22 protein-coding genes and 1 riboswitch are annotated in these 24,416 nt (G+C 37.4%); of the genes, 19 read left to right on the top strand and 3 right to left on the bottom strand.

Annotated features, from left to right (window positions below; translation table 11 throughout):
- Positions 1-14: 14 nt before the first annotated feature.
- Positions 15-4,295: a 2-hydroxyacyl-CoA dehydratase gene (locus G6O73_RS09045; RefSeq protein WP_057886640.1), complete on the bottom strand. Its 4,281-nt coding sequence runs from the start codon at positions 4,293-4,295 to the stop codon at positions 15-17.
- 194 nt (positions 4,296-4,489) lie between these two features.
- On the opposite strand from G6O73_RS09045, the gene G6O73_RS09040 reads away from it, so the two are divergent.
- The 13 genes from G6O73_RS09040 to G6O73_RS08980 all read left to right on the top strand — a co-directional run bounded on the left by G6O73_RS09040 (position 4,490) and on the right by G6O73_RS08980 (position 15,463).
- Complete coding sequence (locus tag G6O73_RS09040; RefSeq protein WP_057886641.1) at positions 4,490-5,098, top strand: TetR/AcrR family transcriptional regulator; 609 nt, start codon at positions 4,490-4,492, stop codon at positions 5,096-5,098.
- Between the two features lie 192 nt (positions 5,099-5,290).
- Complete coding sequence (locus tag G6O73_RS09035; RefSeq protein WP_057886642.1) at positions 5,291-6,049, top strand: ABC transporter ATP-binding protein; 759 nt, start codon at positions 5,291-5,293, stop codon at positions 6,047-6,049.
- Between the two features lie 21 nt (positions 6,050-6,070).
- Positions 6,071-7,879 carry an FtsX-like permease family protein gene (locus G6O73_RS09030; RefSeq protein ID WP_057886643.1) on the top strand — a complete coding sequence of 603 codons (1,809 nt, stop codon included), beginning with the start codon at positions 6,071-6,073 and terminating at the stop codon, positions 7,877-7,879.
- 52 nt (positions 7,880-7,931) lie between these two features.
- Entirely contained in the window at positions 7,932-8,300 is a 369-nt protein-coding gene (locus G6O73_RS09025; protein WP_057886644.1) for a GntR family transcriptional regulator, read from the top strand.
- The gene (locus tag G6O73_RS09020; RefSeq protein WP_057886645.1) at positions 8,297-9,166 is read left to right on the top strand and encodes an ATP-binding cassette domain-containing protein; all 870 of its coding nucleotides are present in this window, start codon (positions 8,297-8,299) and stop codon (positions 9,164-9,166) included. Before G6O73_RS09025 ends, G6O73_RS09020 begins: the two co-directional genes overlap by 4 nt.
- Entirely contained in the window at positions 9,166-9,939 is a 774-nt protein-coding gene (locus G6O73_RS09015; RefSeq protein WP_057886646.1) for a hypothetical protein, read from the top strand. The genes G6O73_RS09020 and G6O73_RS09015 overlap by 1 nt, the downstream gene beginning before the upstream one ends.
- A 65-nt stretch (positions 9,940-10,004) precedes the next feature.
- On the top strand, positions 10,005-10,877 hold the full coding sequence (locus G6O73_RS09010; protein WP_057886647.1) for a hypothetical protein: 873 nt from the start codon (positions 10,005-10,007) through the stop codon (positions 10,875-10,877).
- Positions 10,878-10,890: 13 nt separating this feature from the next.
- A complete protein-coding gene (locus tag G6O73_RS09005) occupies positions 10,891-11,790 on the top strand; it encodes an RluA family pseudouridine synthase (RefSeq protein ID WP_057886648.1) in 900 nt (299 codons plus the stop codon).
- A gap of 105 nt (positions 11,791-11,895) precedes the next feature.
- The gene (locus G6O73_RS09000; protein ID WP_057886649.1) at positions 11,896-12,543 is read left to right on the top strand and encodes a metal-dependent transcriptional regulator; all 648 of its coding nucleotides are present in this window, start codon (positions 11,896-11,898) and stop codon (positions 12,541-12,543) included.
- A gap of 166 nt (positions 12,544-12,709) precedes the next feature.
- Complete coding sequence (locus G6O73_RS08995) at positions 12,710-12,910, top strand: cold-shock protein (RefSeq protein WP_010581203.1); 201 nt, start codon at positions 12,710-12,712, stop codon at positions 12,908-12,910.
- A 92-nt stretch (positions 12,911-13,002) separates the two neighbouring features.
- Positions 13,003-14,178 (top strand): MFS transporter, encoded by a 1,176-nt coding sequence (locus tag G6O73_RS08990; protein ID WP_057886650.1) that lies wholly within the window; start codon positions 13,003-13,005, stop codon positions 14,176-14,178.
- 77 nt (positions 14,179-14,255) lie between these two features.
- Positions 14,256-14,999, top strand: a complete 744-nt coding sequence (locus G6O73_RS08985; protein WP_057886651.1) for a threonine/serine exporter family protein — start codon at positions 14,256-14,258, stop codon at positions 14,997-14,999.
- 17 nt (positions 15,000-15,016) lie between these two features.
- Positions 15,017-15,463, top strand: coding sequence for a threonine/serine exporter family protein (locus G6O73_RS08980; RefSeq protein ID WP_083478556.1), 447 nt, complete (start codon positions 15,017-15,019; stop codon positions 15,461-15,463).
- Positions 15,464-15,528: 65 nt separating this feature from the next.
- Here the strand turns inward: G6O73_RS08980 and G6O73_RS08975 are convergent, their stop codons facing one another.
- Positions 15,529-15,804 carry a hypothetical protein gene (locus G6O73_RS08975; RefSeq protein WP_057886653.1) on the bottom strand — a complete coding sequence of 92 codons (276 nt, stop codon included), beginning with the start codon at positions 15,802-15,804 and terminating at the stop codon, positions 15,529-15,531.
- A 147-nt stretch (positions 15,805-15,951) separates the two neighbouring features.
- A complete protein-coding gene (locus tag G6O73_RS08970) occupies positions 15,952-17,022 on the bottom strand; it encodes an LCP family glycopolymer transferase (protein WP_057886654.1) in 1,071 nt (356 codons plus the stop codon).
- 280 nt (positions 17,023-17,302) lie between these two features.
- Between G6O73_RS08970 and G6O73_RS08965 the strand changes: the two genes are divergently transcribed.
- The 6 genes from G6O73_RS08965 (at position 17,303) to serS (ending at position 24,207) form a co-directional block, all read left to right on the top strand.
- On the top strand, positions 17,303-18,001 hold the full coding sequence (locus tag G6O73_RS08965) for a zinc-ribbon domain-containing protein (RefSeq protein ID WP_057886655.1): 699 nt from the start codon (positions 17,303-17,305) through the stop codon (positions 17,999-18,001).
- Positions 18,002-18,025: 24 nt separating this feature from the next.
- Positions 18,026-18,556, top strand: coding sequence for a GNAT family N-acetyltransferase (locus G6O73_RS08960; protein WP_057886656.1), 531 nt, complete (start codon positions 18,026-18,028; stop codon positions 18,554-18,556).
- Positions 18,557-18,569: 13 nt separating this feature from the next.
- On the top strand, positions 18,570-19,076 hold the full coding sequence (locus tag G6O73_RS08955) for an RrF2 family transcriptional regulator (protein ID WP_057886657.1): 507 nt from the start codon (positions 18,570-18,572) through the stop codon (positions 19,074-19,076).
- A 152-nt stretch (positions 19,077-19,228) separates the two neighbouring features.
- The gene (alsS, locus tag G6O73_RS08950; protein WP_057886658.1) at positions 19,229-20,911 is read left to right on the top strand and encodes an acetolactate synthase AlsS; all 1,683 of its coding nucleotides are present in this window, start codon (positions 19,229-19,231) and stop codon (positions 20,909-20,911) included.
- 26 nt (positions 20,912-20,937) lie between these two features.
- Positions 20,938-21,115, top strand: a riboswitch (Lysine riboswitch).
- 99 nt (positions 21,116-21,214) lie between these two features.
- Positions 21,215-22,666 (top strand): amino acid permease, encoded by a 1,452-nt coding sequence (locus G6O73_RS08945; protein ID WP_057886659.1) that lies wholly within the window; start codon positions 21,215-21,217, stop codon positions 22,664-22,666.
- 272 nt (positions 22,667-22,938) lie between these two features.
- Complete coding sequence (gene serS, locus G6O73_RS08940) at positions 22,939-24,207, top strand: serine--tRNA ligase (protein ID WP_057886660.1); 1,269 nt, start codon at positions 22,939-22,941, stop codon at positions 24,205-24,207.
- Positions 24,208-24,416: the final 209 nt, after the last annotated feature.

Here is a 24,416-nt window from a genome sequence, read left to right as displayed (position 1 = left end):
TTGCCAACTGCTCCCTAGGAACTTTTTACTTTAGCAGCGTTATCAGGTGCCAACGAAGTATTATTTAAATTCTTCTTAGCAGTTGCTAACATTAGTCGAATCCGATTCAATTGATTAACCGTCGACAAACTCGGATCGTAATCAATTAAGGCAATATTAGCTTGTGGATACTGGTGACGCAATTCTTTGACGACTCCTTTACCAACAATATGATTAGGCAGGCAACCGAATGGCTGCATACAGATGATATTATTGATACCTTGTTTTAGGCTTGCAACCATTTCACCAGTTAAAAACCAGCCTTCACCAGTTTGATTGCCTAGATTGATAATTGATTTGGCACCATCAGCAATTTGATCAATGGCTTCAATGCTACTAAAACGGTGCGATTTTTTTAAAGCTTTGTTTAACGGTTTTTCACATTGCTGAATCAATTTTAAAGCTAATTCAGCCAGCCATTTGTTTTTCAGTGATGAACCAAGGTGATCGTGTTTGTAGATTTGATTAAAGAGAGAATAATTCATAAAGCCAACAATGTCCGGACAGACGGCTTCGGCGCCTTCAGTTTCAAGCAAACGAACTAAATCATTATTAGCAATTGGCGAATATTTGACTAGGATTTCTCCAACAAGAGTGACACGTGGTTTGACCATTTTCTTTAAAGCAATTCGATCGAAATCAGTAACGATCTGAGCAACATTTTGTTTGAATTCATGGAAACTGCCATTTTCGACATTTGGTCCAACAACTGCTAACCATTGCTGATGTAATTGATCAACTGAGCCAGGAACTTCTTCGTAAGGGCGCGTGCGATAAACAACTTTTTCAAAGAGATCGCCGTACAAAAAGGCTAAGGCAGCACGCTTAACTAATGGTAAGGTAAATTTAAAGCCAGGAGCTTTTTCAGTTCCTTGAGCACCTAATGACAAAGAAATTACTGGTACTTGCGGAAAACCAGCATCTTTTAATGCTTTGCGAATCAAAGGAATATAATTCGTAGCTCGACAACCACCACCAGTTTGACTCATCATTACAGCAGTTTGATTTAGATCATATTTGCCACTCTTAAGGGCCTCAATCATCTGACCAATCGTGATAATAGCTGGATAGCAGGCATCATTATTAACATATTTGGTTCCTTCATCAACTGAACGCTGGCGCTTGACCGGTAAATTGACTACATGGTAGCCAGAAGCTTGTAAAGCAAGATCAATCAAACCAGATTGATGAATTGGCGACAACATTGGCAGTAGCAGGGTGTAATTTTTTTTCATTTCCGGAGTAAATACCACTGGTTTGACTGTATCGGGCTGTGCTTGTGGCAACAGGTGACGTTGCTGGCGTTCTAAAACAGCGGCTTTGAGGGAACGAATTCGAATCCGAATTGCACCAATGTTAGTTCCTTCATCAATCTTCAAGACGGTATAAAGACGATTATAGTGGCTCATGATTTCTTCAACTTGATCAGTAGTAATAGCATCAATTCCACAACCAAAAGAATTTAACTGAACAAATTCTAATTCAGGTGTCTTAGCAGCAATTTTTGCGGCGGCATATAATCGTGAATGATAAGTCCACTGATTAACAACCCGTAATCCACTAACATCACCTAAGTGTGAGATGCTATCTTCGGTTAAAACATTGAATCCTTCAGCACAAATAATTTGTGAAATTCCACGATTGATTTGCGGATCTAAATGGTAAGGCCGGCCAGCTAGAACAACTCCGTGTTGTCCAGTTTGCCTTAACTGCAATAGAGTTTCTTCACCACGATTTTGAATCCAGCGCTTGAAATTGTCCAGTTCTTCAAAACCAGCTTGTAAAGCTTGTTTAACCTCTCGTAAGCTAACGCCAAAGTTCCGGAATGACTGAAAGAGATTTTGGGCAGTTGATTCAAAATCAGCTAAATTTAAATAGGGATTGCGATAATCAACTTGACCATTTCGAATTTCATCGACATTCATGCGGATTACATCTGGATAGGATTGAACAATTGGACAGTTAAAATGATTATTGGCAGCAGCTTTTTCTTGGCGTTCATAAACAACACAAGGATAAAAAATTGTCTTAATTCCGCGATTAATCAGCCACTGAACATGACCATGGACTAATTTTGCCGGATAGCAAGCAGTATCACTAGGAATTGTTTCGATCCCCATTTCGTAGATATCATCAGAAGAACGAGTTGAAAGTTCAGCTCGAATTCCGAGCTTTTTGAAAAATGTTGCCCAGAGTGGGTAATCTTCGTACATATTTAAGACCCGGGGAATCCCAATGGTTCCGCGCGTTGCCAGCTTTTTTCGTAATGGCCGATAAGAAAATAACTTGCGCAGTTTTTCTTTAACTAAATTAGTTCGCTGATCTTGCGGTTTTAATTTGATGCGCAGTCCTTTTTCACAGCGATTACCAGTGATAAATTTACGACCATCATTAAATAAGGTAATGGTCAATAGACAATTATTTTCACAGCGTCCACAATGATCAAAAGTTTTGGTTGATGAGAGGCCAGCCATTTGAACTGGGGTCAGCAAACTAGTTCGATCAGCTGCCTCAGCTCGTTCTTGGGCAATCAAAGCGGCCCCGAAAGCTCCCATTAAACCAGCGATATTTGGCCGAATAACATTTTGACCGCTTAGCAATTCAAAAGAGCGCAAAACGGCTTCATTATAAAAAGTTCCACCTTGGCAAACAATATGTTGTCCTAGATCTTTGGCCGAACGAGCTTTAATAACTTTAAAAAGGGCATTTTTGATGACTGACATAGATAAACCAGCAGAAATATCACCGACAGTAGCGCCTTCTTTTTGAGCTTGCTTAACGCGTGATTGCATAAAGACAGTACAGCGTGATCCTAAATCGGCTGGGTGGGGTGAAAGTAAAGCGGCCTGCGCAAAATCTTTAACATTGTAGCGTAAAGATTGAGCAAAGGTTTCGATAAACGATCCGCAACCGGAAGAACAAGCTTCATTCAGTTGGATTGTTGCTAAGGCACCATTTTTAATGTGCATTGCTTTCATATCTTGACCGCCAATATCTAAAATGAAATCGACATCAGGCATAAAATGATGAGCAGCTTTGTAGTGTGAGACGGTCTCAACTTCACCTTCATCAGCATTTAAAGCACTTTTAATTAGCTGCTCACCATAACCGGTTGTACAGCTTTTGACAATTATAATATCAGTTGGTAATTGTTGATACATCTCAGTTAATAAATTGATGGTCTTTTTTAGCGGATCGCCCTCATTGTTAGCGTAAGCAGTGTAAAGAATTTTTTGGTTTTCACTCATTAAAACAATTTTTGTCGTTGTTGAGCCAGCATCAATTCCTAAGAAAGCTTTTCCATGGTAATCAGCCAAGGGACGTGCATCAACTTTAGCAGCTGCATGACGCTGACGAAATGCTGTTAATTCAGTTTGGTTTTTAAACAGTGGTCGCAATGACTTAGTTGGTTGTAGTGCATGAGATGAGTCTTGCAAGGATTCAATCAGCTTTCCCAAAGTTGTTGTTTTTTCTTCATGAGCAAAAAAGGCCGCACCTTTAGCAACAAAAAGTTGTGGATCAGTTGGAAAAATAACATCTTCTGGTTTTAGTTTTAGCGTCTCAATAAATCTTTGTCGTAGTTCGCTCATAAAATATAGTGGACCGCCAAGAAAAGCAACTTTCCCCTTGATCTTATGACCAGAAGCTAAGCCAGCAATTGTTTGATTTACAACGGCTTGGAAAATCGAGGCAGCTAAATCTGCTTGACGAGCACCATCATTAATTAAAGGCTGGATATCAGTCTTAGCGAAAACACCGCAGCGTGAAGCAATTGGATAAAGATGATGATAGTCTTTAGCCAGCTCGTTTAAACCATTGGCATCAGTTTTTAAAAGGCTTGCCATTTGATCAATAAAAGCACCGGTTCCACCAGCACAAGAACCATTCATCTTTTGTTCAAGTGAAGCTCCAAAAAAGGTGATTTTAGCGTCTTCACCACCCAATTCGATGGCAACATCAGTTTCTGGACAAATCTTTTCTACAGTTTTGGTGCACGCAATTACTTCTTGAATAAACTTGAGTTTCAAAACATCCGCTAAACCCATTCCCCCAGAGCCAGTGATTGTAAAAGCAATTGGTGAATCTAAACCAACTATTTTTGCGGCTTCAGTCAACACTTTTTGACTAGCTTGTTTGACATCAGAAAAATGACGTTGATAAGTCTGATAAAGCGGCTGATTTTGCTCGTTCAAAATAACAACTTTAATTGTTGTCGAGCCGACATCAATTCCGCCGAATAATTTTTGCGGCTGCATAAATTTCCCCCCTAAATTACGATGCTGTTAACTGTTTGTTGAATAACCAACAAGTGTCGTTTATACTAACTATAGTTTATTTTACTTCGAAAACTTTGATAATCAATGATCAATAAACTGTAACCTGTTGAATAACCAACAAGTGTTGTTTTTGTGTTGTGTTTCTAGGTGATAATTTTAACAAGAGGCTGAAAATGAAAAAAGAAGACCTAAGAGTCATCAAAACCAAACAAGCAATTTTTCGTGCATTTGTAGATTTAACTTTAGAGAAAGATTTAGCGACAATCACAGTTCAAGATATTGCTCAACGTGCTTTAATTAATCGTTCAACTTTTTACAGCCACTTTAAAGACAAGCAAGATGTTTTAGATCAAGTTTTTGCTTTTGCACTGCAACCGTTGCTGGGAAGTATCGAAGATAATATCGTTGAGGCAGGGAACGTCATTCGTGAGCAGCGATTAGAGCAGGTAGTTACCAAACTTTTCTTGCAGATACAACAGGAAAAGAAATTTTATTTGATAGCATTTAAGGGCCGCAATAATCTAATCTTAATGAGTACCTTTAAACAATTTATGGCTGAACGTTTTGCCGATATTTTTTCGCGGTTGCAGGTCAAAGATGGCACACAATTGATTCCTAATGACTTTATTATTTCCTACCTAGTAACAACTTTTATTAGCACAGTTTACTGGTGGCTGGAAAATGATTGTCCACTGCCAGCAGAGCAAATGGCACGAATTATGATTAAATTGATTAGTAGTGCTGGCTTAGCGGTTTACCAATTTAAAATTAGTCGTGATTAAAGTTTTTGTTGAGACGAAAAAATTGTAAATGAAAAATTCAATAACTGGAGTAGCTCTGGAAGATTGGTTTAAAAACTAATTTTTACGGGGCTTTTTTGCTATAAAAAAATTCAATTTATGACTTGCCAAATGTTATTTAATGTTATATGGTTAGTTACATAAGTAATTAACCAAACAACAAGGAGAAAAAATATGACTAATGTTTCAGTAATTCAAGCACAACATCTGCAGAAAGTGTACGGGAAAAAACAAGAGAAAAAATATACTGCTTTAAAAGATGTTTCGTTCGAGGTTCAATCTGGTGATTTTGTCGGAGTTATGGGTGCATCCGGTTCAGGAAAAACTACACTGTTGAACATGTTGGCAACTTTTGATCGTCCGACTTCCGGAACAGTCACCATTGCTGATCGTGATGTAACCAGCTTGCAAGGCAATGCTTTAGCGGATTTTCGTGCGGAACAAATGGGATTTATTTTCCAAGATTTTAATTTGTTAGATAATTTGACTGTTGCCCAGAATATTGGTTTGCCGTTGTCTTTACAAGGCAGAACTGGAAAATTAACTGAAAAAGTAGCTCAGATTGCTTCATCATTGGGAATCAAGGCTTTATTAGAAAAATACCCAGCTCAGCTCTCAGGTGGGCAGAAACAGCGAGTTGCCTGTGCAAGAGCTTTAATTAACCAGCCTAAAATTTTGTTTGGCGATGAACCGACTGGAGCTTTAGATTCAAAATCTGCTCGTAGTTTATTGGAGTTATTGCAAGAGATTAATCAACAACGTCAGACAGCAATTCTGTTGGTAACCCACGATGCTTTTTCAGCAAGTTTTTGTCGCCGAATTATTTTTATTAAAGATGGTCAAATCGGTCATGAATTAGTTCGCCAGCCACAGCAATCACGAACAGAATTCTATCAACAAATTTTAGACCAGCTAGGAACATTTGAACAATAAAATTCAGGAGGAAAAGGCAACATGCTATTTAAATTAGCTTTTAGCAGTATTCGTCATCGTTGGAAAGATTACTTGTTATTATTTTCTGGTTTAGTAATTTCTAGTGCAATTTTCTATGTTTTTGAGACTTTAGCTGCCAATGAAAGTTTTCTGAAAATGAATGGTCAAAGTGTTTCTGGGATGATTGGCTACGTTTTTTCATTTGGTTCAGTGCTATTAGGTTTACTGACTTTAATCTACTTAAACTATGCTAATTCATTTTTACTGGGCATGCGGCAACGCGATTATGGTTTATTCATCATGCTAGGTACCAGAAAAAGTCGAATTGGTCGGTTGATTTGGTTAGAAACAATGTTGTTAGGTTTGACAGCCACTGTTTTAGGAATTGTTGTTGGCCTCGGCTTGAGTCAAGCTTTGAGTAGCTTAATTATTAGTTTTCTTGGTACGGCAGCTAAGAGCTATCAAGTTTGGTGGTTACCAGCAGTGAGTTGGACATTATTAGTTTATTTAGGGCTGTTTTTCTTAGCGGCAGGTTGGAATACAATTGTGATGACCAAAAAGCCAGTTCTGCAATTATTGAAAGCAGACCGGCAGGCGGATTTACGTCAATCAAAACCATTAATGTTAGTTTTGCAATTAATTGCAGGTATTCTGTTACTAGCAGTTGGCTACTATGTTATGGCTAAGCCAATGATGTACCGACAATACACGGTGCTGATTGCATTAATAACATTAACCGGTGGAACCTACTTCTTATTTAAAGCAGTGATTGTTAGCTTTTTAAATTGGTTAGCTAAACGTTCATTCGCTCAAAAGGGATTGAACGGTTTTACGCTTGCTCAGTTACGTTTTCGGGTCGCAGATTATACAAAAGTTTTGACTGGGATTACGATGATGTTTGCGATGGCTTTGGGAGCAATTACAGTTGGAATTGGCTTATATCAAACGATTGAAAATAATGCTCGGCTAACCGGTGCTTATGATTTGCGAATTGTGGATCCAACTGCTCAACAGCAACGTTTGATTAAAAAGTTGCCACTTCAGCAAAAAAACAGTTATACTTTCTTTAAACAAGGTAATCGATTAATTTTTACAGCTCAGCAATTTAACCAGCAGCCTTTTGAACGAATTCAAATGCAGCAAAATGCAGCAGATGCTAAAATTAAAAAAGTTTCTGGAGGTAATCCAGAATTACTAACGACAGAATTAAAGAGTTATTTAACAGAAACGGCTTCTGGACTTGGTAAAAGTACTGATCAGGTAGTTGTTGAAAGTAGTCCGGCTGTGGGCGGAACGCGTCATCAGGTGATCTTTTTACGAGCAAATGGTTTTAATCAAAATGCGGCTATTTTTAAAAAACTTGCTAAGAGTGAACAGCAAAAGACACCCGCAGCTCAAAGAGCAAATTTGTGGTTGGGAGCCTGGACGGGTTATCTGCAGTTGAAAACACTTTATTCTGGTTTAGAGTTTATGGCAGTTTTATTGGGAATTTCTTTCTTGGCGATGTTAGCCAGTTGTTTAATGTTCAAAATTTTGTCAGGTAGTTTTGCAGATATTCCACGTTACCAATTGCTACGCAAATTAGGTAGTCATGAAAGCAGTTTACACTGGGCAGTTCGTCGAGAAATATCAATTCTGTTTGTTTTACCGGCAATTTTGGGAGTTACGCATGTTTTATTTGGCCTAAAGCTATTTAAATCAATTTTAAATAATCCCTATCAACAACTATGGCTGCCATTCGGAATTTTCGGAGTAATTTATTTGGCCTATTATGGTTTCTTGAGTTTTGTTTACCAACGAATCGTTCTTAAGCGAGAAATTGACAAATAGGCTTCAAAGTGGCTATGCTTGGTGGTGTATTGACAATAATGAGGTGAATTAGATGCAGTTCAATTTTAATAGTGCTGAGCCGCTCTATTTGCAGGTAGCTGAACAAATTATGGAAGCAATCTTGGCGAAAATTTATTCAGCAGACGATCAAATTCCATCAACAACCGAAATTTCTCGCAGCTACCATATTAATCCGGCAACCGTTCTTAAAGGGATGAACTTATTGGTAAATCAAGGACTGATTGTAAAAAAGCGTGGAATCGGGATGTTTGTTACACCACATGCTTATCAAAAAATTGTCGAGCAGCGGCGCGATCAGTTTTATCAGCAACGAATTATCGATTTAATCAAGGAAGCCCGCCGCTTGCAGATTTCTAAAGATGAGTTAATTAGTCTGATTGAACGGGGGTTTAATGAATGAAAGGGATTGAAGTTAAGCAACTGCAGAAGAAGTTTCATAAACAGGTTGTTTTAGAACCAACTAGTTTTCAATTGGAACCACGTAAAATATATGGCCTGCTGGGCCGTAATGGAGCTGGAAAAAGTACGATTTTAAATTCATTAACTAACCGTATTTTAGTTTCTGGGGGAGAAGTCTTAGTTGATGGTCAATCGGCGTTTGACAATGATCAGGCTTTGCGAAAAATGTATTTAATGAGTGAAAAAAATCTTTATCCGGATAGTACCAAGCTGATTAAATTATTTCATCTAACAGAATTATTTTACGGTGATTTTGATTATCAGCAAGCTTATGATTTAGCCGCTGATTTTGAACTAGATTTACAGCAGCGATTTGGTAAACTTTCAACTGGATATCGGAGTATCTTTAAATTGATAATCGCTTTATGTGTACCAGCAGAATATATTCTATTTGACGAACCGACATTAGGCTTGGATGCAAATCATCGGGAGCTGTTCTATCGGGCTTTAGCAGATAACTATTTGAAACGACCGCGAACATTTTTAATTGCTACTCATTTGATTGGAGAAGTTGCAAGTTTATTAGAACAAGTATTAATTGTTGATCATGGTAAATTGTTGCTTGATGGTCAGGTTGAGTCAGTCTTAGCACGGTCACATTTAATTACAGGGCCGACGAGACAAGCAGCTGAATATGTAGCTGGCTTAAATGTGATTGGACAGGAAAAATTAGGGAAAATCAGCAGTTACTATATTTATGATGATTTAGATGATTCGCGGCCGTTGCCGGACACAGTTTCGATTGAACAACTAGATCTGCAACAGTTGTTTATTAATTTGACCAATCGGCGAAAGGACGGAAAATAATGCCAGCACAAAGAAGAATTGTTATAGTTTATCTGTTTCAAAAAATGCTGCAACGGCTAAGTTATGCTTTTCTCTGGCTTGTCTTGGCATTATTATTACTTCCAATTTTCGGATCAATGTTGTCAGGAAACTTTTCACAGTTGAATTTGTCTCGGGAACTGCGGAATTCATCCCTTGGATTCACTTTGTTGCTTTTAGCAGCAGTTATTGCTATGTATCACTATGATGATTTTAAACTGTTAATTCAAAATGGAATTTCGCGACGAACTTATTGGCAAGCAAAAATTATTGCTTTAACTTGGTTAACTTTGTTGACTCAATTAGTTGGCTACCTATACAGGTTCTTGATTTGTGGTGCGCTAAACGGTCATAATTGGAAACAAGCATCGTTATATATGTCGGTTTATGGATCGTACTTTAAATCACCATTAGTGAATCAATTGTTGGGAATTTTATTTGGCTTATTGTTTGCTTTGACCTTAGTTTTCTTTTTTAATTTCGTTGGTGGAATTCTAAGCTTATTTCCCAGAAAACAAAAATATCTGATTTTAATTGCCGTGACAGCCATCGGAATTGTTTTTTTGCTTTTGCTATTTAATTGGACAAGAATGCATTCAACTCAGGCAACGGCAATTGTTAATTTTATTTTTGGTTACGAAAAACGAGATAGTTTGAATCCAACGATGCCATTTATTGATTTAATAATTGCTAATATTGTTGGTTTAGCTGGTAGCTGGGGCGTCTCTCGTTATTTTCAACTAAGAAATGATTAAGATGTTTTACTTTATTTGAGTTTCTAGCGTATACTTAGCTTACAATAGCGAAGGGAACGATCTTGATGGAGCTCAGCAGAAGGAAAAAACCTGTTTATTTACAAAAAGAGCAAAGAGGTCATGGGCTAACACGCTTGATGACTTTTTTGCTTTTGCTAGCATTTTGCGTGTCGGGATTTAGCTATGCTTTAAGGGTAACAATATTTGATGAGTCGACAGTGCAACAGTTTGTCACACAAAAAGAGTTTGTCCAAGAAGTCAATCAAAAACTTAACACTGTTCTAGCAGCAACAGCACAAGAATATAATATTCCAAGCCGTTTGACGACGGGCTTGTTGACTGAAAAACAGGTTAAGGCAGATTTGACGACGGCAATTAGCAATATTTATGCTGGAAAAACGCAGCCAGTTGATACAGTGTTAATTCAACAACAGGTCAAAAAGAATCTACAAGAAAAAGCAACAGCGTTAAGCATTCCAACCGATAATAGCATTTACCAAACAGCAGTTAGTACACTATTAAGCGGTTTGCAAAGTGAATTGCAAACTGAGCTAAACACTCAAAAACTTGCGCAACCAATTAAAGATTTTACAGCTGCACGTAGAGTGAACCAGCAAGTTGGAATAATTGCGTTAAGTTTGACAGTTGTTTTGCTAGTTTTATTATTGTTAAGTGAACGTAATTTTTGGAACTGGCTTCATTATCTAGGACTAGCCGCTTTACCAGCAGGCATTATCATTTTATTAGGCAGTTATCTGTTGACAGCTTTGCCGTTGACAGAGCGCCTAAGTCAGCTGGAGTTTGATTTGTCTGGACTTGCAGGTTCCGTAATTGATTTGACAGCAAAACAGTTGAACTTAGTGGGAGTTTGTTTATTTGCTGTTGGTGTGGTGGGATTATTGCTTGGTTGGATTGGTCGGCGCCGGCAACGATCATAAGAAGGAAAGTAATTTGGATTACGTAATAAAGAACACTTCAAATGAAAATTTATCGCTAAAAAGGTTTTTATTGAAACACCAGATAAGCCAGCGGACACTTAGTAGAATTCGTCGTCGGGAAATATTGTTAATGATGAATGGTCAGCTGGTTGATTTAAAAGCAAAGGCAGTTTCAAATGCTGAAGTTAAATTAATCTTTCCGCCTGAAAATAATTCAAAATTGGTCGCTGACTTTGCACCAATAGAGGTCTTGTATGAAGATTCCAATTGGTTAATTGTTAACAAACCAGCAGGACTAGCGAGCGTCCCAGGGCCGACTAATCAGACAACTACGCTGGTTAATCGAATCAAGGGATATATGATTAAACAAAACATGATTGATCGCATACCGCATATTATTACTCGCCTTGATCGGTTTACAAGTGGGCTTGTTTTGGTTGCCAAACATCATTTGGCACAGAGTATGATCGAAACACAAGTTGAAGAACATGCAATGGATAAACGTTATCTAGCAATTGTTAACGGCTTGGTGGAACCAATTAGTGGACTGATTGATTTACCGATTAAACGAGTGGTTGGACAACCACAGCGAATTATTGCTGCCAATGGGCAAAGTGCTCAGACTGAATACTGGGTAAGGCAAGCGAATCAAGCTGCTAGTTTGGTTGAAGCAAAGTTGTATACTGGTAGAAATCATCAGATTAGACTGCATTTTAGCGCTCTTGGCTATCCGCTGCTAGGCGATCAATTGTATGGTGGTAACACAACTTTGATTACGCGCCAAGCCTTGCATGCATGGCGATTAAGGTTTCTTGATCCTTTTTCAAAACAACAGCTTGAAGTAACAGCGCCATTGCCGTTGGATTTGCAGCAATTATTGAGCAGTTTAAAATTGTCATTTGCACAACTTTAAACTTTGTTCACAGCAACTAATAGATGGTTTTCTGGTATAATACTCTTTGAAGCGTTTTTAATGCTGACTAATATAGATAACAGGTAAAGCTGGGGTGATTAATCGATGACTCCGATGAAAGAAGATTACTTAAAAATAATTTTTGAATTGGGTGGCACAAAAAATAAAATTTCAAATAAACAGATTGCATTGAGTCTGAATGTGGCTGCCGGATCAGTTACTGAAATGGTTAGCAAACTAGTTAAAGAGGGTCTAGCCTCGCACACTCCCTATGCAGGTATTTCATTAACTGATGAGGGAATCGAATTGGCAGAACAACTAGTTCGGCGTCATCGGCTGTGGGAAGTCTTTTTGTTTGGAAAACTAAAGTATAAATTAGCTGATGTTCATGATGATGCTGAAATTTTAGAACATACGACTAGTGATCGTTTAATGGATCATCTAGATCGCTTTTTGGATTATCCAACGCATTGTCCACATGGCGGGGTGATTCCAAGTGCTGACGGTCGTTATGAAGAAGACAGCCATACTGTTTTAGCGGATATTGCTGATGGACAAAGTGTTGTAGTTGAAAGGTTTATTGATAATCATGATTTATTAACCTACTTGGACGATTTAAAATTAAAAATTGGGGAAGAATTAACGATTATTGAACATACACCGTTTGAAGGCCCAGTCAAAATCAGATTGCATAAAACTAAGCAGGAAATAAATGTTAGTTTTAAAGCGGCTCATTATATTTTTGTCAAATAGTTGTGACTTAAACTATCTTTTTAAAAAAATATATGATATACTCTAATTGTATTTTTGTATGGGTTACCGTGGTTAGATTGTTTCAAATAACTTTCCCCATTTGTGCCGATCAAGAATTACAATTTATTATTAATAAGTGCCCAAACGGCACAAGGAGGATTTTATTATGGAACAAGGTACAGTTAAATGGTTTAACGCTGACAAAGGTTTTGGTTTTATTACTCGCGAAGATGGTAGCGATGTATTCGTTCATTTCTCAGCTATCCAGGGCGACGGCTTCAAGACTTTAGATGAAGGTCAGCATGTAACTTTTGACGTTGAACAAAGCGATCGTGGACCACAAGCTGTTAACGTCGTTAAAGACTAATTTTAAATTAAGCTGTTACTGACAGCTTAAGTTTTAATTTGATTTGAAGCAGGATGAACGCTCATCCTGCTTCTTTTTTTTGGAGGTTTTCAATGAAACGGTTAAAACTGAAGTGGCTATTGTTGGGGAGTTTGCTGGCTAGTACAGGAACCAGTTTTATGTGGCCCTTGACTACCGTGTATATGCATGATTATCTGCATCAAAGTTTGTCGCTGGCCGGGGTCGTTTTACTAGTTGAATCACTGGTTATGATTGGCGGCAGTTATATTGGTGGGTATATTTTTGATCATTTGCAGGTAAATTTTTGGTTGCAAATTGCGATTGGCTTGTCAGTAATTTCATTACTCTTACTAATTTTTTTTAATGGATGGCCGGCTTATCCGTGTTTGTTGATTATTAATGCTTTTGGTGGAGCAATTGCCAATACAATTGTGAATTCGATGGCGACACTGATAACTGAAAAAGATTCACGCTATGTTTTTAATATGCTCTACTTTATGGCTAATATTGGTGTAGTCCTCGGAACAATGTTAGTGGGAATTGTAGTAAAATATGACATTCGCTTGATTTTTGTAATTACTTTTATCATGTTTATTTTTTTCTGGCTGATTGCAAGGACTTACTATCATGTCCCCTTGAATAACTCTGCTAGTGAAAAAAACGTTCCAAGCAAACATGTTCACCTAGAAAAGACTAGCCACCGACATGTCTGGTTAATTATGGGCTTATTATTGACATATTTAGCGATTCAGTTAGGTTACTCACAGTGGCAGAGTAATCTATCGATTTATATGCAAAGCTTGGGAATTTCCTTAACCAAATATAGCTACTTGTGGACGTTGAATGGAATTTTAATTGTTATTTTACAACCTTTTTTAAGTTTTTTAGAGGAACATTATCATATTGATCAGTTTTATAAGGTTTTGTTGGGATTTATTTTATTTATTTTAGCGTTTATTTCATTGATTTTTGCTAAAGATTATTGGCATTTTGTTTTTTCAATGGTTTGGGTAACGATTGGTGAAGTGATTACTTTTCCAACCGTTTCTTCACTGGCAGCCCAGCTGAGTTCAATTGCTGAAAGGGGGAAATACCAAGGAAGCGTTAGTATAGCAGCCTCTCTAGGACATGCATTTGGCCCACTTTTAGGTGGAATTATCATTGAAAAAGCCTCCTATGAATGGCTATTTTCAATGATGTCGATTTTGGTAATTTTTGCGACAATTATATGTGTGTTAATTAAATTCATGCTATTTAATTCGAAGTGATTAATTATCAATTGCAATTTGAAAAATTTTATAAGATAATTTGCCTCAAGAAGAATGGCTTTTGAGGGGATATTAAAATGAAATTGGATGATTTGATTATCGAAACGATTTTATTAGCTGGAAAAATTATGATTGAAAATGGCGCAGATATGGCGCGTGTTGATGATACTTTAACCCGTATTGCTCGTAATGCAGGAATTGAACAGCCTAAAATCTTTGAAACAACAACAGGAATTTTAATGTCAATTCCAGAAAGAAAAGCTTCACAAGTAGAACCAATTTTGAAACGAACGATTGATCTGGAAAAAGTATCCCTGGTTAATCAAAATTCGCGTGCTTTTCAGGCTGGAAAAATTTCTTTAAATGAACTTCATAATAATTTAATCAAGTTAAACATCTCAACCCCTTTTTTCTCTTTTTGGTTGCAGCTTTTAGCAGCTGTTGGGGTGAGCTGCACATTAATGCTAATGTATGGTGGCCATTGGCAGGATTTGATAGCGACTGCCTTGGCGGGCGGACTAGGCTATAGTTGTTATTATTTTATTAATAATCATTTGAAAGTTCGCTTTGTTAGTGAATTTTTAGCATCATTTTTAATAGGAATTATCGCAGTAATATGTGTACGGGTTAATGTAGGAGAACAAGTCAATATGATTACAGTTGGTGGGGTTATGCCGTTAGTACCAGGAGTTCCAATTACAAACGCAGTCCGTGACGTTTTCGCAGGTCATTTGTTAAGTGGGATGTCACGAGCATTAGAGTCTTTGTTGAGTGCTTGTGCAATTGGAATGGGAATTGCTTTTGTTTTTCGGTTCATGTAATGGGGGGCAGCAATGAAATGGAATTTTTGTTAATACAGATTGTTTGCTGTTATTTGGCAACATTAGGTTTTGGAATTATTGTCAACATTCCTCATCGCGCTTTGAACGCTTGTGGCTGGGTAGGTGTTTTTGGATGGTTAACTTATTTGGCTTTAAAGACTCTCAACTCCGGAACGATGTTAGCAAATGTAGTTGCCGCTTTGGTTATCGGTCTAGGTTCAATGGTGATGGCCCGAAAATTAAAAATGCCGATGATTCTATTTAATATTCCAAGTATGGTTCCTTTGGTTCCAGGGGGACAAGCCTATAATGCAGTTCGTAATTTTGCTTTTGGAAATGATTTGCAGGCTATTTATTATTTAGTTCAAGTGACAATGATTGCTGGGTCTATAGCCATGGGCTTTTTTATTGCGGAGTTGATAGCTCAGACATATTTTCAAACGAAACGAACCATAAAAAAATAAATCAGCTGGTAATAGCTTAATATTTTTTAATAAGCTATTGTCAGCTGATTAGAGTTTTCGCAGGCCTAAATGGCATTAACTGAAGCTAAAGTAATAGTATAATTTTCTGTTGGAACATGGTGTTTTTTCATTAACGCAACAAAGCAGTGACTAAATGTTTCAATTTCAGGGATAGTTGTTTCAGCCAACCAAACTTTATGCGCAGAGTGAGTAAAATTTCCTAATTGATCTAATTCAGGAAAATCTTCAATTTGTGGTGGTAAAATGCTTTGACTAAAGTTTATTTTATAGACGTGAGGTTTGGCTTCAGTCCATTCATTGTATTTTTTTTCACTAATCATTTAAAGTCCTCCTTTATTGAAAACGCTTACTGGTTCCTAATGAACAATATACTACTTCCAGTACTAAAGTCAATATATTGCTTTATTTTTTTCGTTAAAAATAAGTTGGATCTCTTTTTTACTACGAGATCCAACTTATTTTGTGATTTATTGATCATTGCTTGAATTGATATTTATTTGATTTGAACTACTCAAGGTGTTGCCAGTAGTTGCTGATTCTAACTGCAGTGCCTTCCGTAACTCATTGGTAACTCGTTGCTTTTCGTTTTCAGAAACAGCTTCAAAAGAAACTCCGTCAATAACATCTTGAGTGCCTTGAGCGTGGTCAGAAACTAGATTTCGACTAGTATGCCGGTACTTAAAAGCTAATAGTTCTAGATCCTTAAAAGTAAGATCAGTTCGTAGTTCATTTCCAATCTCATTAAAAAAGGTTGAGGACATTAAACTTTTTAAGTTGCTACCCTTATGCGAAATAGCAGTTAAAACTTGACGTTGTCGTAGTTGTCGGCCGTAATCGCCTAAAGGATCTGAATGGCGCATCCGGACATAAGCTAATGCTTGTTTTCCGTTTAAATCTTGTTTGATATTTTTTTTAAAGGAATATCCACCATAACTAAAGGTTAAAGTTGGGGTAATGGTAACTCCATTAACAGCATTGACCAAGTTTTCTAAACCACCCATGTTAATAGTGGCATAAAAATCGATTGGAATATTCAGATACTTTTGAACGGTTTTAACAGCAGTACCAGAGCCACCATAGTCATAAGCCGAATTTAGCTTACTAGGATAACTGTTTTCGAATCCGTAAATAGCTACTAAGGCATCGCGTGGTAGACTAACTAATGTCATTTTCTGTTTTTGGGGATTAAGAACAAGCACAATCAAAGTATCAGTACGTCCTTTAAAATTACGCCCTAAGGCTCCTGTATCTGTACCCATTAACAGAATCGAAATCGGTTTACCTTGCTGTAATAATTGCTGGGTGTCGCGAACCTTGCTAATATGAGCAGAACTGTAAACCTTGGTAGCAGTTTGGCGGGCCTGCTGATAAAGTTTTGTGAATTTGTAAAAGAAGACGCCACTGGCTGAAACAAACATGATACAAAAAATAAAAAAAGCTAATTTTAGTCGATGATGTTTTCTTATTGGTCGACGTTGTCGTCTATTTGGTTGTAATTTTTTGGTGGTTTCTGAAAGCTCATTCGATGATGTTGTCATGGTACAGGACTCCTTATATAGTGATATTTTAACAAAATTAATCATTTGCAACCACCAACAACTACTAAGATTTAAGAAAACTTTGCTTAAAATTAAACAGCCACTGGTCACTTAGTAAATTATTAATTCAATTAACAGTAAAAATATCTCAAGTTAAATGTTTTGCATTTAAAATATTGTATAATAAACTTGATTATCAGAGTTATGTTGAAAGTTGAATAACTAGAGACCAAAACTTTGATTGCGTCTGCTTCAATCAAGGAAGGGATTGAGTTAACTAATGAAATACTGTCAAAGATGCGGTCGAAAAGTAACCGAACAAACTCAAAATTGTCCGCATTGTGGAATAAAACAAGAAAATCCAACTGAAGTCGAAAGTAAGCATTGTAAAAAGTGTGACCAGTTGATTCCGGTAAACGCAAATTATTGTTCACATTGTGGAGCTGATCAAGCATTTTTTTATTATGAACAGTCTAAACCCGAAAAAACTGAACCTACAACTCAAACAGTAATAGAACCAAAAATAACAAAGAGTTCCGAACAAACTGTAGCTTTGCCCAAAAATGAATCGATTCACCCAGGACTAATTGTTTCGACAAAATTAATGATTCATGATCTTTTCTCAATTTCGAAACGAATAGGTCGGGCTGACTATTGGTGGGGATTTTTAGGTTTGAACTTGATGTCTGTGGCTGCTGGAATCATTATTGGTGTGATACTGAGCTTGACGCAAATGTTTGATCCATCGTTGACGGATTCACTTTATCGTTTGCTTTTGAGTGGCTGGCTAGCATTTATTTATATAACAATTACTACAGCACAGGTGAGAAGATTACACGATTGTGAATGGTCAGCCTGGTTGATTTTTGCTAAATTTATTTTCATAGTTGGTGATGTATTTATTATTTATGCTATGTTGCAACCTCAAGCAACGGCTAAAGCAAAATATACTTTTCAGGAAAAGAAGCATCCTAACTAAAAATTAATGGGAGCAGGTAAGCTTATGGAGGATATAATCAAAACAAATCGGCTTAAGTTACGGCAAGTAAGTTCAGCTGATTTGGAAGATTTATTTGATTATGCTTCACAGCCAACAGTGGCTGCTGCAGCTGGTTTTGATTGCTGTCAAACGTTTGAACAGGCAAAAAGGTTTATGAAAGATTTAGCTGTTCCAGAAACCTGGGTATTAGAATTAATTAGTTCTCAAAGAGTTATTGGTAATATTTGTTTATTTACTACCAGCAATGCATTGGGCGAACCAGATCTGCGTAAAAGATTATTAGGTTATGCTTTAAACCAAGATTATTGGAATCTTGGTTATATGACAGAAGCTTTGCAAGGGGTGGCGGTTTGGGCAACTCAGAAGAAAGTCAAGGAAATCGGAGCAGTAGTTTCAATAGATAATATTGCTTCACAGCGAGTTTTAGAAAAAAATCAATTTGTAATGCAGTCTGCCTTTAAAGCACCTTTAGGGACAGAATTAAAATTGCAGCCAGTGATTTATTATCAAAAAAACGTAACTGAAGTTTTTTAAGGGGGATGAGTATATGCAATTAACTAAGGGGTTTGAACAAGCAGCATGTATTATAGCTTTGTTAGCAACGCAGAATCGACAAATTCCAATTTCATCACAGGTAATCCACGACCGGGTGAATGGCTCACAAACTTATTTGCAAAAATTATTAAGAAAGTTAGTTGTTGCTGGATTAATAACTTCTGCTTCAGGGAATAGTGGAGGCTTTTCATTGGCTAAAGATCCCAAGGAGATTACCTTGCTGGAAATCGTGCAAGCAACGGAAGGTGAAATTAAAACATATCCTGATTTAGGTTTCATTGATTTAGTTTTTCGTGATTTTCGTCCCTTGTCACAAGAAGCAACCCATGTGATTAATCAAGCTTTCCATCAAGCAGATCAGCTTTGGTGTCAGTATTTGAGCACGAAAACGGTTTATCAAATCATTGTCGATACTTTTGGCAAAGAGGACATTCCGTTAGTCGATTGGAACGATTCTAAGATTGACAGTAGTTTGATTTTACCAAAATTAAAAAAATAGCGTTTAAAATTAACCAGTGAAATTGGATTTGATTAAATAATATTTAAATTAGTTTTTTCACAATAATAAAAGATGATAAGATGATAGTAAAGCAGTAGTAACTGCTTTCAGAAAAAACTATTCTACAAGCATGCTGGAGGTAAGAGCAACTGATGAAAGACGAAAAAAAGTATTATGGGGCCGATGCAATTGTTGATAGCTTGATTAATCATGATGTCAAATATGTTTTCGGAATTCCGGGAGCTAAAGTTGATCGAGTTTTTGAGCGTTTGGATCACCCAACTAATTCTAAGTCACCTAAATTAATATTAACTAGACATGAACAAAATGCAGCTTTTATGGCAGCTGGAATTGGGCGGATAACCGGTAAACCAGGAGTTGCTCTAACGACATCCGGACCGGGCGCCAGTAATTTAGCTACCGGCTTGGTAACTGCTACTGCTGAGGGTGACCCAGTATTGGCAATTTCTGGTCAGGTTCAACGAACTGATTTGCTGCGGCAGACTCATCAAAGTATGGCAAATTCATCATTATTTGCTCCAATCACCAAGTTCAGCGCAGAGGTTCAAGACCCGGAAAATATTTCCGAAGTAATTGCGAATGCTTATCAAGAAGCGGAGGCTGGTAAACAAGGAGCCGGTTTTGTTTCAGTTCCGCAAGATGTGACCGATGCTCAAGTTCATACTAAAGTTATTAAACCGTTAGCAGCTCCCAAATTGGGACCTGCTAGCCCAATTGAGTCAACTTTGTTGGCACAACGAATTAAAGCGGCACAGTTGCCAGTTTTACTTTTAGGGATGCGAGCATCCTCGCCGGAAACTACTAAAGCTATTCGGAACTTGATTGCAGAAACTCATTTGCCAGTGGTTGAAACTTTCCAAGGAGCAGGAATCATTCCGCGTGAAATGGAAGATGATTTCTTTGGTCGAGTTGGTTTGTTCCGCAATCAACCGGGTGATTTGTTATTGAAAAAAAGTGATTTAGTAGTGGCAATCGGCTATGATCCGATCGAATACGAACCTCGAAATTGGAATGCTGATGGTAAAGCAAACATTGTCGTTATTGACAGCATGCGAGCAGAAATTGATAAAAATTTCCAACCAGAGCGGGAATTAATTGGTGATATTGCCCAAACATTAGACTTCTTATTGCCATATATGAAGGGGTACCAGATTCCTGAGGGATCAAAAGAGTATTTGGACCAGATGCATGAAAAATTTGAAGAAAGAGATGCTGCACCGGCAATTAAAAAAGACCAAGTTTTAAATCATCCGTTAAGTATTATCCAAGAATTACAACAACGGATTACCGATGAAATGACAGTCACTGTAGATGTGGGCAGCTTTTACATCTGGATGGCGCGGCATTTTAGAAGCTATGCTCCTAGACATTTACTATTTAGTAATGGGATGCAAACTTTGGGAGTTGCTTTACCTTGGGCAATTGCAGCTGCTTTAGTCCGCCCAAATACCCAAATAGTTTCGGTATCAGGAGATGGTGGCTTCTTGTTTTCAGCACAGGATTTGGAAACGGCCGTGCGGTTGAACTTAAATATTGTGCATATTATCTGGAACGATGGTAATTATGATATGGTTAAATTCCAAGAAGAACTAAAGTATGGCAGTCCAGCGGGAGTGAAGTTTGGACCAGTCGATTTTGTCAAATATGCTGAAAGCTTTGGAGCAACCGGATATCGTGTAGGGCAAGCCACCGATTTGGGGAAAGTCTTAGATCAGGCTTTTGCAACTAAAGGGCCAGTTATTGTGGATATTCCAGTTGATTACAGTTTTAATCAGGAACTTGGTAAACAAATTTTGGATGATCAGTTGCATTAAACTGTGGTATAATTAAACTTAAATATTTATATCGAAGAGGTCGCGGATGATAAGAGTAGTTGCTGAAAGATGACAGGCATTGCTAATCAGCAATAAAAGGAGATTCCGCCGAAGCTTGATTTAACCTGAATTAAATCAAGCTGGGCTCTGGTTGAAAAAATCAGAGACTGTCGCAATTTATTTTGCGGAGCGCTATCGAGTATGACTTGATTAATTTAGTGAAGGTCTTGCTGGTAATGTTTGGCAGCAGGGCTTTTTTGCTGTAATTTTGTGCTTGACCTCTGAACTTTGAGGAGGATTTTGATGGAAAAAGGAATGGGACATGTCCGGAGAGCTTTGAAAACGCGTCATTTATCAATGATTGCTTTGGGAGGCAGTATTGGAACAGGTTTATTTGTTGCTAGTGGGTCAGCAATTTCAACAGCAGGACCTGGTGGGGCTTTATTAGCCTATATTGGAATTGGCATCATGGTTTACTTTTTGATGACTAGTTTGGGTGAGATGGCAACTTATTTGCCAGTAACTGGTTCATTTGCGGTTTATTCTGGGCGTTTTGTTGATCCAGCGTTAGGATTTGCAATGGGGTGGAATTATTGGTTCAATTGGGCAATCACATTAGCAGTAGATGTCAGCACGATTTCATTGGTAATGAAATTCTGGTTACCAGGAGTGCCGACTTGGATTTTTAGTTCAATTGCATTGGTTATTATTTTCTTGATTAATGGTTTTTCAGTCCTTTCATTTGGCGAAACGGAATATTGGTTGGCTTTAATTAAAGTTGTGACAGTGATTATTTTCTTGGTTATTGGATTATTAACAATTTTGGGAATTATGGGAGGCCATGCAGTTGGTTTAGAAAACTTTGCTTATAAAAAAGCTCCTTTTGTCGGAGGAATTCCAACAATTTTAAGTGTTTTTGTTGTTGCCGGTTTTTCTTTTCAAGGAACGGAATTGATTGGAATTACTGCGGGTGAGTCAGCAACTCCAGAAAAGAGTGTTCCCAAAGCTATTAAGCAAGTGTTTTGGCGAATCTTATTATTTTATATTTTATCGATTTTTATCATTGCTTGTTTAATTCCTTATACAAGTCCGAATTTATTGGGATCAGGCGCGCAGGATATTACTATTAGTCCGTTTACCTTGGTTTTCCGACGTGCGGGGTTAGCTTCGGCAGCTAGTGTGATGAATGCAGTAATTTTAACTTCAGTTTTGTCAGCAGCTAACTCTGGAATGTATGCATCAACCAGAATGTTATATTCACTTTCTCGTCATGGAGATGCACCTAGGATTTTCAGCAAATTGAATCAACGTGGAATTCCATTTGCAGCTTTGATAGGTACGACTACAGTTGGGTTATTTACATTCCTGATGAGCATTTTTGGGACACAAATTTATACGTTTTTAGTTAGTGCTAGCGGATTAACGGGCTTTATTGCTTGGCTTGGAATTGCGATTTCACATTATCGTTTCCGTCGAGCTTTAAAAAAACAGGGAAAATCATTGAAGAATTTAAAATACCGTGCAAAGCTTTTTCCGCTTGGACCATTATTGTCTTTCGTACTCTGTGTTCTGGTAATAATTGGTCAAGATTTGAAGTCATTTGCAGATCTGAATTGGCAGGCGATCAGTATTAGTTATATGAGCGTACCATTATTTTTAATTCTCTTTTTTTATTATAAATTACGATATCATACTAAGCTTATTCCACTTGAACAAGTGGATTTATCAAAACCGGATTTAAAAAAAGATCTTTGATAGGTTGACCGAAGTAATCAGATATGCTAACCTAATTTCATAAATAAAGGTCCGCCATAAGTAGGTATGGTAGAGATATGATGGTTGGTGAGAATCATAGCACCGAAACTCCAGCGGATATAAAAATAAAACGCAGGTAATGCTGCGCGGGTAATCGTTATCTTTTGGAGTGTAGCATAGCTTTTTACTGATGCTGAACTTGGGTGGTACCGCGAATTCGGCCTTTCGTCCCAATTTAGGGATGAAAGGCTATTTTTTTGGAGGAATTTTGAATGTTAGATATTAAAATGATTCGACAAAATGAAACTGAAATTAAACGTCGACTAGCAACACGCGGAGTCGATTCGAGAACGGTTGATCAGCTATTAGCTGCTGATCAGCGACGACGAGAATTGGTTGTTAAAACAGAGAACTTACGTCAACAAAAAAATGAAGTTTCCGAACAAATAGCTCAGGCGAAAAGAAACAAGCAAACTGCTGCTGATGAAATTTCACAAATGAAACAAGTTGGGCAGCAAATCAAACAAATTGATGAAGAGTTAAAAATGGTTCAAAGTAATGTTCAAGATTTAGCATCGCGTTTGCCTAACTTACCGCATCCTTCAATTCCCATTGGACCAGATGAAGATAGCAATGTAGAAATAAAAAAAGTTGGTACTCCAAAAAAATTTGACTTTGAGCCGAAACCTCATTGGGAGATTGGCGAAAAATTAGGAATTCTTGATTTTGAACGAGGAGCCAAGGTTTCAGGTAGTCGTTTTTTATATTACGTTGGCCTAGGTGCTAAATTAGAACGAGCAGTTTATAATTTTATGTTGGATGAACACGAAAAGGATGGTTATACGGAAATATTGCCACCATATTTAGTTAATGCTGCATCAATGTATGGAACTGGACAATTTCCTAAGTTTAAGGAAGATGTTTTCCAAATTCAAGATCAAGACTTAACTTTAATTCCGACTGCTGAGGTTCCGTTAACCAATTATTATCGTGATGAAGTTATTCCTAACGAAAAATTACCCGTCTATTTTACAGCGTTGTCACCTTCATTTCGCTCGGAAGCTGGAAGTGCTGGGCGTGATACCCGTGGTTTGATCCGATTGCATCAGTTCAATAAGGTGGAAATGGTTAAGTATTGTCGACCAGAAGCGTCTTATGACGAACTTGAGAAAATGACGGTTAATGCCGGAAATATTCTTGAAAAACTAGGATTGCCTTACCATATAATTACTCTTTCAACTGGAGACATGGGCTTTTCAGCAGCCATGACACATGATTTAGAGGTATGGATACCGGCGCAAAATACTTATCGTGAAATCTCTAGCTGTTCTAATTGTGAGGACTTTCAAGCACGAAGAGCACATATTCAATATCGTGATGAAAATGGGAAATTGAATTTTGTTCATACTTTGAACGGTTCTGGGCTAGCCGTTGGGAGAACTGTGGCAGCAATTCTGGAGAATTATCAAAATGCAGATGGAACGGTGACAGTCCCTGAAGCTTTACGCCCCTATATGCATGGAATAGATTTGATTAAATAACTATATTTAAAGGGAACTAACCAAGATTTTTTTCGGTTGGTTCCTTTTGCATTTTAACTTAAAATGCAGTAGTTGGTTTTTGTTGAGAAGGATGAAATTTGCTTTTTAAACTGAGAATTTGGATATTATATTTGTGATTTAGTTTTTAGACAAGAAAAATTGAAAAAAGTTATTGACGGGCAACCATTTAATTGGTATTATATTCATTG

This window comes from Liquorilactobacillus nagelii DSM 13675 (assembly GCF_019444005.1).
GTDB lineage: Bacteria > Bacillota > Bacilli > Lactobacillales > Lactobacillaceae > Liquorilactobacillus > Liquorilactobacillus nagelii.
Note: the sequence above shows the minus strand (reverse complement) of the source record. Positions and strands in the feature narration are given on the sequence as shown.

Coding starts and splice junctions, on each gene's coding strand:
- G6O73_RS09030 (WP_057886643.1), top strand. CDS start 6,071: ATGCTATTTAAATTAGCTTTTAGCAGTATTCGTCATCGTTGGAAAGAT.
- G6O73_RS08960 (WP_057886656.1), top strand. CDS start 18,026: ATGGAGGATATAATCAAAACAAATCGGCTTAAGTTACGGCAAGTAAGT.
- G6O73_RS09045 (WP_057886640.1), bottom strand. CDS start 4,295: ATGCAGCCGCAAAAATTATTCGGCGGAATTGATGTCGGCTCGACAACA.
- G6O73_RS09000 (WP_057886649.1), top strand. CDS start 11,896: ATGACTCCGATGAAAGAAGATTACTTAAAAATAATTTTTGAATTGGGT.
- G6O73_RS08985 (WP_057886651.1), top strand. CDS start 14,256: ATGAAATTGGATGATTTGATTATCGAAACGATTTTATTAGCTGGAAAA.
- G6O73_RS08955 (WP_057886657.1), top strand. CDS start 18,570: ATGCAATTAACTAAGGGGTTTGAACAAGCAGCATGTATTATAGCTTTG.
- G6O73_RS09020 (WP_057886645.1), top strand. CDS start 8,297: ATGAAAGGGATTGAAGTTAAGCAACTGCAGAAGAAGTTTCATAAACAG.
- serS (WP_057886660.1), top strand. CDS start 22,939: ATGTTAGATATTAAAATGATTCGACAAAATGAAACTGAAATTAAACGT.
- G6O73_RS08980 (WP_083478556.1), top strand. CDS start 15,017: ATGGAATTTTTGTTAATACAGATTGTTTGCTGTTATTTGGCAACATTA.
- alsS (WP_057886658.1), top strand. CDS start 19,229: ATGAAAGACGAAAAAAAGTATTATGGGGCCGATGCAATTGTTGATAGC.
- G6O73_RS08995 (WP_010581203.1), top strand. CDS start 12,710: ATGGAACAAGGTACAGTTAAATGGTTTAACGCTGACAAAGGTTTTGGT.
- G6O73_RS08945 (WP_057886659.1), top strand. CDS start 21,215: ATGGAAAAAGGAATGGGACATGTCCGGAGAGCTTTGAAAACGCGTCAT.
- G6O73_RS08975 (WP_057886653.1), bottom strand. CDS start 15,804: ATGATTAGTGAAAAAAAATACAATGAATGGACTGAAGCCAAACCTCAC.
- G6O73_RS08965 (WP_057886655.1), top strand. CDS start 17,303: ATGAAATACTGTCAAAGATGCGGTCGAAAAGTAACCGAACAAACTCAA.
- G6O73_RS09040 (WP_057886641.1), top strand. CDS start 4,490: ATGAAAAAAGAAGACCTAAGAGTCATCAAAACCAAACAAGCAATTTTT.
- G6O73_RS08970 (WP_057886654.1), bottom strand. CDS start 17,022: ATGACAACATCATCGAATGAGCTTTCAGAAACCACCAAAAAATTACAA.
- G6O73_RS09025 (WP_057886644.1), top strand. CDS start 7,932: ATGCAGTTCAATTTTAATAGTGCTGAGCCGCTCTATTTGCAGGTAGCT.
- G6O73_RS09010 (WP_057886647.1), top strand. CDS start 10,005: ATGGAGCTCAGCAGAAGGAAAAAACCTGTTTATTTACAAAAAGAGCAA.
- G6O73_RS08990 (WP_057886650.1), top strand. CDS start 13,003: ATGAAACGGTTAAAACTGAAGTGGCTATTGTTGGGGAGTTTGCTGGCT.
- G6O73_RS09015 (WP_057886646.1), top strand. CDS start 9,166: ATGCCAGCACAAAGAAGAATTGTTATAGTTTATCTGTTTCAAAAAATG.
- G6O73_RS09035 (WP_057886642.1), top strand. CDS start 5,291: ATGACTAATGTTTCAGTAATTCAAGCACAACATCTGCAGAAAGTGTAC.